The following is a 12,059-nucleotide window of genomic DNA, read 5'->3' as shown; positions in this document are numbered from 1 at the left end:
GTCGATGTGTCGTTGAGTCGATGCGTCAATGTGTTGATCACGAAGCGGTAGCGCGCGTTCGAGGGGCGAGCACGCGCTCGTACAACCCGTTGATCCGCTCGGCCGCTGTTCGACGATCGGTCGGGCAACTCAGCACTGCGGTGGGCCATTTGCGGGGGCGTCGGCACCCTGGTAACCCAGCTCCCTCCGTCGCGGCAGGCCCGTCCGAGCCCGTCTCGACTGCATTCCCCCGCTCCCACGCCATCAGCACCCGCTCGGCGCCGTCCGCGTCCTCGGCGAGCCGGACGACGACCTTCTCGTCGCTGCCGAACAGCCCGACCCAGTCGCGCCAGGCGCGGCGGGCGGTCGCGCCGTCGGCCCAGTCCCCCGTGACCGTCGGGCCGCCGGCGGCGAACTGGAGGCGGACCAGGTGCGTCGTCATGGCAGCGGCTCCAGGGCGCGAGCCCGGCGGCGCAGCTCCACCCGCGCCGCCGGAGTTCCGGCCGGACCGGACCAGTACGGGTGCCACAGCAGCCGCCCGGACAGTGCCAGCAGGCGGCGGCGCAGGGCGGTGGGGTGCGCAGGGTGCGGCCCGGCGAGTGCCGCGTACGTGCGGTGCCAGTCCGCCTGGAGCTTCAGGAGGTCGGACGGGAAGGGGGTGTGCTCCATACCTCCAATTAGGCCACATGTTCGATTTTCGGGCCAAGTCGACACAGGGGGCTGTGCCGCTGTGTGACTGAGCGCGTCAGTCGGCTGTGACCGGACTTCCGTGATGGCTACACCCACTGACGGATGTGTGTCGGCTGTTCGCGGCGTCAGGAGCCCTCACGCAGGCGGGGCCGGAGTCTCCGGCGGGCGGGAAGCGTCCGTCCCAGGCGGGCGAGTGGGGACAGGGCCATCGGGGCCGGCGACAGCAGCATGCCTGCGGCTGCCACCAGGAGGCTGGTGCGCATCCCCCACGCTTCCGCGAGAAGGCCGCCGAGCAGCGAGCCGAGCGGGGTCAGCCCCGTGCCGACGAAGTTGACCGTCGCGGCCGCACGGCCTTGCATCCCGTCCGGTGCAACAGTCTGCCGCACGGCCATGACCGTGACATTCACCAGCTGACTGAAGGTCCCGAAGACGAAGTTGACCGTAAGGAGCGCCGGAACCGTCACCACAGAGGAGCCGTGCAGTACAGGCACAAACAGGAACACGCCGTCACCGAGCGCTGCCGCGGACACGAGCACAGCGCCATGTCCGAAGCGCCTCGGCAGGCGGGCGGCCAGCAGCGAGCCCAATGGATCCGCCGCCAGACCCGCGGAGGACGTTCCGAGCGTTCCGGGACGGATTCGCGGCGACCGATCCGTCGGATCGACAGGAACGACAGCGCGAAGAACACCGCGCTGGAGGCGGCAGCGACCGGCGCCGACAGCACCCACACCAGCGCACCGCCGAGGGCGGGACCCCCGATCTGCGCAGCGGACCGACCGCCCTCCACGAGCAGCGTCGGCAGGCCGAGCCCGCCGAGGAGACCGGCCACGGCGGCGGCGCCCAGCGCCAGGGCCCGACCGGCGTCCGCCAGCACCATCACCGTACGGGTCCGCCACCTGCCCACCCACGCGCCGGCGAAGAGCGACAGCAGCAGGATCGGCGCCTGCCCCACCGCGCGAAGAGCGCCCGGCGAAGAGCGGCAGAACCACCAACCGGAATCGGATACTGCGGAGGAAGAGGACGGCACAGGGACCCCTCGGATGACCAGCAGGCGGCGGCCTGGCCGATCACCTGAGGCACTTGTTTCGACATACTTCTATGTTGACGTTTTTCGATTCAAGGCGCAAGATTGCATCAATGAACGTCAATGCAGGCCGTTCCGGGCCTGTGCTGTGGCCCCTCATCTGGGAGTGAGTCATGAGCGAGCAGTCCACCGACCTGCGTGAAACCGTCCGCCGGCGGTACGCCGAGGCTGCCGTGAAGGTCACCGAGGGCGGCACCGCGTGTTGCGGGCCCGAGCCGGTCGAGGTCGACGAGAACTTCGGTTCGACCCTGTACGCCACGGACGAGCGCGACACTCTGCCGGCGGAGGCCGTCGCCGCCTCCCTCGGCTGCGGCAACCCCACCGCCGTGGCCGAGCTGCGCGAAGGGGAACGCGTCCTGGACCTCGGTTCGGGTGGCGGCATCGATGTCCTTCTCTCCGCCCGCCGCGTCGGCCCGGGCGGCAAGGCGTACGGGCTGGACATGACCGAGGAGATGCTCGCCCTGGCCCTCGCCAACGCCGCGAAGGCGGGCGCGACGAACGTCGAGTTCCTCAAGGGCACGATCGAGGCGATCCCGCTGCCCGCGAACACCATCGACGTGGTGATCTCGAACTGCGTGATCAACCTGTCGGTCGACAAGCCCGCCGTGTTCGCCGAGACCTTCCGCGTGCTGAAGCCCGGCGGCCGGATCGGCGTTTCCGACGTCGTCGCCGACGACACCCTCACCGCCGAACAGCGGGCCGAGCGCGGCGACTACGTCGGCTGCATCGCCGGAGCCTTGTCCTTCGCCGAGTACCGCGCGGGCCTGGAGGCGGCCGGCTTCACGGACATCGAGATCACCCCGACCCACGCGGTCGCCGACGGCATGCACTCCGCCATCGTGCGCGCCACCAAGCCCACCATCAGCCCGAGCGCCACCACAGCGTCCCCGACGGACCCCTCCTGCTGCGGCGTCACCTCCTGCTGCACCCCGGCCGAGCAGGCGACCGACCCGTCCGCCACCGTCAGCGAGGCCAAGAGCACCGCCGGATGCGCCTGCCAGAACTGACCTCCCGCTTGGTCGTTGTCGATTTCGACATGTTGTGCGGGCCTCGGTGGCGAAGGCCATGCCGGCCACTCCGCTTCCAAAAGCTGATCCCGCACCGATCCACGCCGACGGCCCGCGCCTGGACGTTCTCGTGCCGCCGGCCCTGGCGGCGGTGTTCGTCGTGGGCTGGCTGCTGTCCTCTCGGTCGGCGCCCCTCGTGAAACCGCTGCCGGCGACCGCGCCTCCCCGGGAGACGATCCCCGGCAAGCCGGGGGCGGTGCGCCGTGCCTGGGGGCTCGTCGCCACGGCCTACCTCACCGTCTGGGCGCCTTCGCGGCAGCCAACAGCGCCTTCACCCCGGTGCGGGAGACCTACCGGTACCCGACCGGGAAGGGTGTCGGCGAGATCGGCGTCAAAAGCTCCTACTGCATCGAGCTGGTGCCCGAGGACGGCACCGGCGTGCAACAAACCGTCCGGCTCCAGACCGCGCGCGTCGGCCACGGCGTCATCGTCGGCGAGAAGCACCTCACCCATGCCTCCCATGTGGTCTGGTGCGTGACGCCGGAGGAGGACCACACGCACTACCTGCGCGCCGACGCCGCACCGGTGTGCGAGACCGACACCGCGCTCGCCGTCGCACCGCTTCCTCGGGCATCCACATGGTGTTCCTCCGCAACCCGGTGGCGTTCGCCGCCGCGCTGCGGACGCCGGCGAGTCAGATGCACACCGGCGGGGGCCGGGTGCCCGAGCTGTGGGAGGTCAGTCAGCCGGCAGCGAGTCCGGCAGGCCGAGCGCCGCGGACACCTGACGCCAGATGGCCGTGAGGGCGCTGTCCAGGGTGACCGTCGGGTCGCGGAGCATGAGGCGGATGCCGTAGCCGTCGCTCAGGGACAGGACGAGTGTGCTGAGGTCGTCCACGTCGGTCGGGGTGAACTCGCCGGACGCGATGCCGCGTCGTACCGCGTCGGCCACCCAGGTGTGCAGCTGCGCGTACAGGCCCACGGCGAAGGTCCGGGTGGTCTCGTCGCGCAGGGCCCGGGCCCACAGTTCCTGCCACAGCCGCCAGTCCTGGCGCAGTTCGGGATCGGTCGGCAGCAGGCTGCGCAGGATGCGGGCCAGGATGACCGCCGCCGGCGCCGTCTCCGCGTCGCGGTCGACGTCGAGGGCGGTGTTGGCGAAGGAGTGGGTCATCGCCTCGGTGAACAGCTTCTCGCGCGTGTCGAAGTGGTAGTGCAGCAGCGCCGTCGACACCCCGGCCCGCTCGGCGACCATGCGCATGCGGATCTTCTCGAAGCCGATCTCGGCGATGACCTCGCACGCAGCGGTCAGGATGCGCTCGCGTGTGTCTGTCGTGCGCACCTTCGTGGACACCCTGCGGCTCCCCTCGTTCGGTGGTCGTACGCCGTGACCATCTTCCCTCACCGTGGCCTCGCCGGTGTCGCGGCCTCACGCTGTTGCTCTTCGTACACGTGGAAGCCCCGCCCGGACTTCCGCCCCAGCAGGCCGGCCTCCACCATCCGGGAGAGCAGCGGTGGGGGTGAGTACTGCGGCTCGCGGAACTCGGCGTACAGGGATTCGGCGATGGCACGGGTGGTGTCCAGGCCGATCAGGTCCGTCAGGGCCAGCGGGCCGAGCGGGTGCGCGCAGCCGAGGACCATCCCGCGGTCGATGTCCTCGGCCGTCGCGCTGCCCGACTCCAGCATGCGCACGGCCGCGAGGAGGTACGGGACGAGCAGCGCGTTGACGATGAAGCCGGCCTTGTCCCGGGTCCGGACGACCTCCTTGCCCAGGGCACCGGTCACGAAGTCCTCGGCCCGTGCCGTGGTGGTGGGCGAGGTCAGCAGTGACGGGACGAGTTCGACGAGCCGCAGGACCGGTACGGGGTTGAAGAAGTGCACGCCGACGACGCGGTCGGGGCGGGTGGTCGCGGTGGCGAGCCGGATGACCGGGATGGAGGAGGTGTTGGTCGCGAGGATGGTGTGGTCGCCGGTGACCACGGAGTCGAGGCGGGTGAAGACGTCGAGTTTGAGGCTCTCGTTCTCCGGCACCGCCTCGATCACCAGGTCGTGGTCGTGCAGGGCTTCGATCTGGTCGACCACGGTGATCAGGGCCGTGGCGGCCTCGCGCCGCCCGGCACCGAGCCTGCCGTGTGCGACGGCCCGGTCGAGCGAGCGGGTGATACGCAGCAGGCCCGCACGGGCCGCCTCTGTGGTGCGTTCCACGATCGTCACCGGCACGTCGGCGCGAGCGCAGACCTCGGCTATGCCGGCGCCCATCAGGCCGCAGCCGACGACCCCCACTCGCTCGATCCCGGTCATCCGTCTTCCTCTCCGATCTGTGGCGACGTACGGGTGTCAGGCGACGGGCAGGTCCAGAACCCCCGTGCCCCGCCTGATGAGTTCGTTGGCGATGATCAGCCGCTGGATCTCGGAGGTGCCCTCCCAGATCCGGTCCACGCGCAGCTCGCGGTAGAGCCGCTCGACGACGTACGAGCGGTCGTACCCGCGGCCGCCGTGGATCTGCAGGCAGCGGTCGATCACGCGGCCCGAGGCCTCGCTCGCCGCGAGCTTGGCGATGGCGGCCTTGGCGTGCAGCGTCTTGCGGTCCTCGGCCGAGGCCTGGTCGATCTCCCAGGCGACCTGGTGGGTGTAGGCCCGGTTGACGGCGATGTCGACGGCGCAGTCGGCGAGCATGCCCTGGACCAGCTGGTACGACGCGATCGGCGCCCCGAACTGCTCCCGCTCCACCGCCCAGTCACGGGACAGCTCCAGGGCTCGTTCGGCCGCGCCGGTGGTGCGGGCCGCGATCATGAGGCGCTCCTCGGTGAACCAGGAGCGGGTGATGTCGTAGCCCTCGCCGATGCCGCCGAGGACGGCGTCCTCGCCCACCTGAACGTCGGTGAAGGTGAACTCGGGGTGCTCGTAGACGAAGGTGTGCATGAAGCGCGGCACCCGTGTCATCTCGATGCCGGGGGTGTCCTTGTCGACGAGGAACAGGGTGGGCGCGCGGTCCGGGCCCGCCGCGGCGAGCACGATCATGAAGTCGGCGTGGTCGCCGACGGTCACGAACCACTTCTCGCCGTTCAGTACCCATCCGTGGTCGTTCTTCGTGGCCGTGGTGGCCAGGTTCTGCGGGTCCGAGCCCGCGCCGGGCTCGGTGACGGCGTAGCAGTCACGCCGCTCCCCCTTGATCACCGGGACGAGGAAGCGCTCGCGCTGCTCGGGGGTGCAGAAACTGAGGGCGTTGGCGGGACGCCACACCATGTCCCACAGGGCGCCGGTGAGCCGGCCCAGTTCCTCCTGGACGGTGACCTGCTCGGCGATGGTGAGTCCGGCGCCGCCCCACTCGGCCGGCATGTTCACGGCCTGGAGTCCGGTGTCGAGGACCGCGTCGCGGATCTTGGCGTGGGCGCTCGCGGGAAGGCCGTTGTCCTCCTCGCACTGGAGCTCGTAGGCGGCGATGACGTCGGTGAGGGCGCGCGCGTCGGCCTTCAGCTGCGCCTGGCGCGGGGTGAGGCGGAAGTCCATGGAAGTCCTCGCTGTGGGGTGATCGGGGGTGGGCGGATTCAGTGCGTGGGCAGGGCCAGGGCGCGGGTGCCGCGCTTGATCAGCTCGTTGGCGATGATGAGGCGCTGGATCTCGGAGGTGCCCTCCCAGATCCGGTCGACGCGCAGCTCGCGGTACATGCGCTCGACGGCGTACGAGCGGTCGTAGCCGCGGCCGCCGAAGATCTGCAGACAGCGGTCGGCGACCCGGCCGGCGGCCTCGCTGGCGGCGAGCTTGGCGGTGGAGGCCTTGGCGTGCAGCGTCTTGCGGTCGGTGTGCGGCTGGTCGGCTTCCCAGGCGACCTGGTGGGTGTAGGCGCGGTTGACGGCGATGTCGACGGCGCAGTCGGCGAGCATGCCCTGGACCAGCTGGTACGACGCGATCGGCGCCCCGAACTGCTCCCGCTCCACCGCCCAGTCTCGGGCGAGTTGCAGGGCCCGCTCGGCCGCGCCGACGGTGCGTGCCGCGATCATCAGGCGTTCGTCGGTGAACCACTCCTTGGTCAGCTCGTAGCCGTTGCCGACGCCGCCGAGGACGTCCTCGTCGGCCACGAAGACGTCGGTGAAGGTGAACTCGGGGTGCCCGTTGACCGCGGAGTGCATGAAGCGCGGGACGCGGGTCATCTCGACTCCGGGCGCCGCCTTGTCCACGAAGAACAGCGTGGGCTGCCGCTCGGGGCCGGCGTCCGCCTGCACCAGCAGGAAGTCGGCGATGTCGCCGCAGGTGACGAACCACTTCTCCCCATTGAGCAGCCAGCCGCCGTCGGTGCGGGTGGCCGTGGAGGTGCCGGAGGACGGGTCCGAGCCCGCGCCCGGCTCGGTGACGGCGAACGCGTCGAACCTCTCCGCGCGGATCACCGGCAGCAGGTACTTCTCGCGCTGCCGCTCGTCGCCGTACGCCAGGACGTTGGCGGGCCGCCAGGGGATGTCCCAGAGGCAGTTGGTGACCTTGCCGAACTCCTCCTCGACGATGACCTGGTCGAGGAGGCCGAGGCCGGCGCCGCCCCATTCGGCGGGCATGTTGATGGCGTAGACGCCCGCGTCCATGGCGGCGCGGGTCAGTTCGGTGACGAGCTCCTGCGGCAGGGGCCCGCCGGCCTGCTCGGACTGGTCCTCGTAGTGCATGAGCAGGCGCGCGTACTCGGCGGCGCGGCGCTTCAGGTCTGCCTGTTCGGGGGTGTAGCGCATGTCCATGGGTGCCTCTTCGGTCGGCGGGACGGCGGGCGGGGGCGGGTGGGGCGGTGGCGGTCAGGCGAGTACGGCTCGGGAGTCCAGGGCGAGGACCCCGTGAGGACCGACGAGCAGGGGGTTGACCTCGATCTCGGCGATCTCCGGGTGAGCGGCGGCGAACGTCGTGATCGTCTCGACGGCTGCCGCGGCCGCGGCAACGTCGACGGGCGGGCGGCCGCGCACCCCGTCGAGCAGGGCGGCGGTGCGCAGTCCGCGCAGCAGGCTCAGGGCGCGGTCGGCGGGTACGGGGGCCAGGGTGAAGGCGACGTCGTGCAGTGCTTCGGCCAGCACTCCGCCGAGGCCCACCATGGCGACGGGGCCGAAGCGCGGGTCCCGGTTGACGCCGATGATCAGCTCGGTACCGTCGGTCAGATCCGCCATGGCCTCCACCGAGTAGGAGGAGGCGCCGAGCCGGGCGTGCATCTCCCGGAAGGCGGCGAGCAGTTCGTCGGGTCCGGCCAGGCCCAGTGCCACGCCGCCCGCGTCGGACTTGTGCAGCAGGTGGAGGGCCTTGAGGACGTACGGGCCGGTGAACTCCTCGGTCGCGGCCAGTAGTTCGGACTCGTCGTGGATCTCGCGGGCGGCGGGGAAGGCGAGTCCGGCCGCTTCGAGGGCTCTGCGGGTCCGCAGATAGCCGCTCTCGCGCAGTGGTGACGTAGGAGGGGGAAGGGGCGTGACGCCGGTTCGGAGCGCGCGGGGTGCCGTCGCGGCGAGGGCGCGGGCGGCGTCCTCGGTGGCGGCGAAGACCGGGATGCCGGCCGCGGTGAGGGTGCGGCAACTGGGCGAGGCGGGGTACATCGACTGCACCACGAGGGGTTTCGCGGTGGCGCGGTGCCGGGCGGCGATGAGGCGCGCGGCTTCCTGTTCCCCGTCCGCGAGCACGGTGCCTCCGCCGCCGAGCCCGCCGTCGGAGGCCGCGTAGCCGCCGAAGTAGCCGGTCATCAGCACGGCGTCGACCTCTTCGGCCGCCAGCAGCGCGGCGACGGTCGCCGCGTACGAGCCGGGGTCCTGCTCCCCCATTCCGGCGAGGTCCACCGGGTTGGCGACGGCCGACTGCGCCCACAGGGCCTCGCGCAGCTGTTGCCGCGTCGACTCCTGGAGTTCGGGGACGCTCAGGCCGGCCGTCTCGACGGCGTCGGCGGCCACCACGCCGTGGCCGCCGCCGTCCGTGAGCACGGCGACCCGGCGTCCGGCAGACCGTCGTGCGTTGTTCAACGCGGCGAGGACGACGGTGAGTTCACGGGGCGTGGCGACCAGTTCCACACCGGCGTCGCGGCAGGCCGCGGTCACGACGTCGGCGGACGTGGTCAGCGCGCCGGTGTGCGACTGGGCGCTGCGTGCGGAGGCGTCGCCGCGTCCGGCGGTGAGCAGCACCACGGGCTTCTCGGCGTCGGCGGCCGCCTCGGCGAAGGCGCGTCCGTCGGCGAAGTCCTCCGCGTAGACCGCGATGGCGGTCGTGCCCTCGTGCCGGGCGCAGTCGGCGAGCAGGTCGACGAGGGTGACGTCGGCCTGGTTGCCGAGCGAGACGAAGCGGGAGAAGCCGAGGCCGTGCGGGCCGAAGCGGAGCTGGAGTTCGAGGGCGAGATTGCCGCTCTGGCTGAGCAGCGCGATGCCGCCGGCGGTGAAGGTGTCGGAGGCCAGGAAGAGGTCGGTGGTGTTGTCTGCCATGCCGAGGCAGTTGGGGCCGATCATCACGGCTCCGGCGGCGCGTACGCGTTCGGCGACGGCACGCTGGCGACGACGCCCCGCCTCGCCGGTCTCGGCGAACCCGGCGGTGATCGCGACGATCGCCCGGGCCCCGCAGCGCCTCGTCGACGGCGTCCTCGAAGCCGGCGGCGGGCACGGAGACCACCGCCAGGTCGACGGGTTCACCGATCGCGCTCAGGCTCGGGGCTGCGGTACGGCCGAGCACCGTGCCGCCGCGGCGGTTGACCAGGTGGACGGGCCGGCGGCCGTTCGCGCGGATGGCCTGGGCGGCGATGGCATGGCCGTACTTGGCGGGTCGTCGCTGGCTCCGACGACGGCGACGGAGACGGGGTCGAAGAGGGCCGACAGGTCACGTCCCATGTCACTTCACCAGCCGCAGGGCGGAGTTGGGGCAGGCGGCGACGGCTGCCGCGGCGGCCTCCTCGTCGCCCTGCGGGACGTCGTGCACCTGGTACCTGGCTGCGGGCGGCTACGCGCCGCTGACACCGGTGTCAGCGACGCCCGCCTGGCCTCGCTTCATCGGCAACGGCACGCGACGGCCGCGAAGTTCGCCGCCGTGTACGACCGTCCCTTCTGGCGCGCGGACGGGCTCAACGGCCTGTCCGAGACCGAGGGCGTTCTGGGCAGCACCTGGCCGCAGAACGAGGGTGTCCTGTCGGCGCTGATCCCGCCCGAGCGCTATGGCGTCCTGCTCGGTACCCCACCCCATCTGCGCACACCCGAACTGCTCGCCGAGATGGCCGCCATGTTCGGCGACGAGGCACTGCGGCCGATCGCCTGCCATCTGCGGCTGTGGGGCACCGACCCGTGGACCCAGGGCTACGTCACCCAGTGGCCGCCGGGCGAGGTCATGGTGGTCGGCCCACTGCACGGCACCCACGAGCCGCCGTTCTACGTCTGCGGCTCCGACCAGTGGGTCGCCGGGTACATGGAGGGCGCCGTCCGCACCGGCCGCGCCGCCGCCGAGGAGGCGCTGCGCCGTGGCTGACAACGCCCGCCTCAACCACATCGACGGCAAGGAGGTACCGGCCGCCGCCGGCGCCACGGCGGCGCTGATCGACCCGGCCACCGGACTCCCCCACGGCACGGCCCCGCTCTCCGGCCCCGAGGACGTGGACGCGGCCTGCCGGGCGGCCGAGCAGGCCCTTCCCGGCTGGTCGGCCACGACTCCGGCGCAGCGGCAGACCGCGCTGCTGCGCATCGCCGACGCCCTGCAGCGGGAGGCGGACGCGCTGGCGAGCGCCGAGGTGACCGACACGGGCAAGCCGCGCGCCCTCTTCCTGGCGGACGAACTGCCCGCGATCGTCGACGTGTTGCGGTACTTCGCCGGGGCCGCCCGGAACCTGCCGGGCGCTGCCGCGGCCGAGTACACGCCGGGCCGTACCTCCGTCCTGCGCCGGGAACCGATCGGCGTCTGCGCGCAGATCACCCCGTGGAACTACCCGCTGATGATGGCCGTCTGGAAGGTCGGCCCCGCGCTGGCCGCCGGCAACACCGTGGTCCTGAAGCCGTCCGACACCACGCCGTCGTCGGCCACGCTCCTCGCCCGGCTGGCCGCCGGGCATCTGCCGCCCGGGGTGCTCAACGTGGTGTGCGGCGACCGCGACACCGGGCGCGCTCTCGTGGCCCACCCGGACGTCCGGCTCGTCGCCGTCACGGGGAGCGTCCGCGCCGGGCAGGAGATCGCCGCGGCGGCGGCGGCCGACCTCAAGCGGCTGCACCTCGAACTCGGCGGCAACGCACCCGTGCTGATCCACGAGGACGCCGATCTCGACGACGCGGTCGAGCAGTTGTCGTCGCTGGCCTTCTACAACGCGGGGCAGGACTGTACGGCCGCCACCCGGATCCTCGTCCACCATCGTGTGTACGAGTCCTTCCTGCACGCGTTCGCCGACCGGGTCGCACGGCTGCTGCCCGGCGGGCCCGACGACGAGCACGCCGACTTCGGTCCCGTCGCGAGCGCCGCCCAACTGGCGTCCGTGCGCGGCCTGCTGGAGCGGCTCCCGGGCCACGCCGAGGTCGTCACCGGCGGCGGGGCCCTGGACCGCCCCGGCTACTTCCACCGGGCCACGGTGGTCGCCGGAGCCCGGCAGGAGGACGAGATCGTACGCAGCGAGGTGTTCGGCCCGGTCGTCACCGTCCAGTCCTTCACCGAGGAGTCCGAGGCCTTCCGTATGGCGAACGCCGTTCCCCAGGGGCTGGCCGCGAGTGTCTGGACCCGCGACCACGACCGGGCCATGCGCGCGAGCCGCGCCCTGCACACGGGCATCGTCTGGGTCAACACCCATGGCACGACAGTCTCGGAGATGCCGCACGGCGGTGTGCGCCACTCCGGTTACGGGAGCGACCTCTCCCTGACCGGCCTGCTCGACTACACACAGGCCAAGCACGTGATGTTGTGAGAGGGGACCGGCACACGTCGAACGCCTCAGTGTCCTACCGGAGGCATCAGGATTCCCGCACGACTGTGGCCGGATTGCGCATCTGACGGGTGTTCGAACGTCGCGATACTCAGGGCTGGGCAATCCGCCCCAAACTCCCGCCTTCGGAGGCCATTGATGCCCCAGTCCAGTGTTCAGAACGCGGCCGTGCTCGAAGCCTGGTTGTCGGGCGCCGAGAGTGCCTACGGCCAGCTCAACCCCGCCGGGCCGCTCTACGTCGGCGGCGCCGCCGCGGAGGCCGCGCTCACCGACCCGAGCGACTCCCTGTACGGCTTCTGTTCCAGCCCGAGCGGGTCGCACGGCAGCTGGTGCTGCTGATCGTCCGCGGTGCTTTCGGGCACCGACCGGGGAGCCGCGCGCTGCTCGCGCGGTTCCCCGCGTCCCGTTCGGTGAGCTGG

Annotated in this window: 11 protein-coding genes and 2 pseudogenes; 4 read left to right on the top strand and 9 right to left on the bottom strand. The window is 71.8% G+C overall.

Annotation, left to right across the window (positions count from 1 at the left end):
• Nucleotides 1–37: 37 nt before the first annotated feature.
• The 3 genes and pseudogenes from ACWC5O_RS37550 to ACWC5O_RS37540 all read right to left on the bottom strand — a co-directional run bounded on the left by ACWC5O_RS37550 (nt 38) and on the right by ACWC5O_RS37540 (nt 1,696).
• Nucleotides 38–421: a hypothetical protein gene (locus ACWC5O_RS37550; protein ID WP_450588168.1), complete on the bottom strand. Its 384-nt coding sequence runs from the start codon at nt 419–421 to the stop codon at nt 38–40.
• Nucleotides 418–648, bottom strand: a complete 231-nt coding sequence (locus ACWC5O_RS37545) for a hypothetical protein (RefSeq protein WP_450588169.1) — start codon at nt 646–648, stop codon at nt 418–420. Before ACWC5O_RS37545 ends, ACWC5O_RS37550 begins: the two co-directional genes overlap by 4 nt.
• Nucleotides 649–794: 146 nt before the next feature.
• Nucleotides 795–1,696, bottom strand: a pseudogene (locus tag ACWC5O_RS37540) (MFS transporter).
• Between the two features lie 170 nt (nt 1,697–1,866).
• Between ACWC5O_RS37540 and arsM the strand changes: the two are divergent.
• On the top strand, nt 1,867–2,760 hold the full coding sequence (arsM, locus tag ACWC5O_RS37535) for an arsenite methyltransferase (protein WP_450588171.1): 894 nt from the start codon (nt 1,867–1,869) through the stop codon (nt 2,758–2,760).
• 738 nt (nt 2,761–3,498) lie between these two features.
• Here arsM and ACWC5O_RS37530 read toward each other — a convergent pair.
• The 6 genes and pseudogenes from ACWC5O_RS37530 to ACWC5O_RS37505 form a co-directional block, all read right to left on the bottom strand.
• Complete coding sequence (locus ACWC5O_RS37530; protein WP_450588173.1) at nt 3,499–4,110, bottom strand: TetR/AcrR family transcriptional regulator; 612 nt, start codon at nt 4,108–4,110, stop codon at nt 3,499–3,501.
• 47 nt (nt 4,111–4,157) lie between these two features.
• A complete protein-coding gene (locus ACWC5O_RS37525) occupies nt 4,158–5,057 on the bottom strand; it encodes a 3-hydroxybutyryl-CoA dehydrogenase (protein WP_450588175.1) in 900 nt (299 codons plus the stop codon).
• A 36-nt stretch (nt 5,058–5,093) separates the two neighbouring features.
• Entirely contained in the window at nt 5,094–6,266 is a 1,173-nt protein-coding gene (locus ACWC5O_RS37520; protein WP_450588176.1) for an acyl-CoA dehydrogenase family protein, read from the bottom strand.
• Between the two features lie 38 nt (nt 6,267–6,304).
• Nucleotides 6,305–7,477 (bottom strand): acyl-CoA dehydrogenase family protein, encoded by a 1,173-nt coding sequence (locus tag ACWC5O_RS37515; protein WP_450588178.1) that lies wholly within the window; start codon nt 7,475–7,477, stop codon nt 6,305–6,307.
• Nucleotides 7,478–7,531: 54 nt separating this feature from the next.
• A complete protein-coding gene (locus ACWC5O_RS37510) occupies nt 7,532–9,181 on the bottom strand; it encodes an acetate--CoA ligase family protein (protein WP_450588180.1) in 1,650 nt (549 codons plus the stop codon).
• Nucleotides 9,182–9,374: 193 nt separating this feature from the next.
• A pseudogene (locus ACWC5O_RS37505) lies at nt 9,375–9,479 on the bottom strand (hypothetical protein); the annotation flags it as partial.
• Between the two features lie 99 nt (nt 9,480–9,578).
• Here ACWC5O_RS37505 and ACWC5O_RS37500 point away from each other — a divergent pair.
• The 3 genes from ACWC5O_RS37500 (at nt 9,579) to ACWC5O_RS37490 (ending at nt 11,979) form a co-directional block, all read left to right on the top strand.
• Complete coding sequence (locus ACWC5O_RS37500; protein ID WP_450588181.1) at nt 9,579–10,208, top strand: flavin monoamine oxidase family protein; 630 nt, start codon at nt 9,579–9,581, stop codon at nt 10,206–10,208.
• On the top strand, nt 10,201–11,622 hold the full coding sequence (locus ACWC5O_RS37495) for an aminobutyraldehyde dehydrogenase (RefSeq protein WP_450588183.1): 1,422 nt from the start codon (nt 10,201–10,203) through the stop codon (nt 11,620–11,622). The genes ACWC5O_RS37500 and ACWC5O_RS37495 overlap by 8 nt, the downstream gene beginning before the upstream one ends.
• 156 nt (nt 11,623–11,778) lie before the next feature.
• Nucleotides 11,779–11,979, top strand: a complete 201-nt coding sequence (locus ACWC5O_RS37490; RefSeq protein ID WP_450588185.1) for a DUF6229 family protein — start codon at nt 11,779–11,781, stop codon at nt 11,977–11,979.
• Nucleotides 11,980–12,059 lie beyond the last annotated feature (80 nt).

It is taken from the genome of Streptomyces sp. NPDC001450 (genome assembly GCF_053597295.1).
Note: the sequence above shows the minus strand (reverse complement) of the source record. Positions and strands in the feature narration are given on the sequence as shown.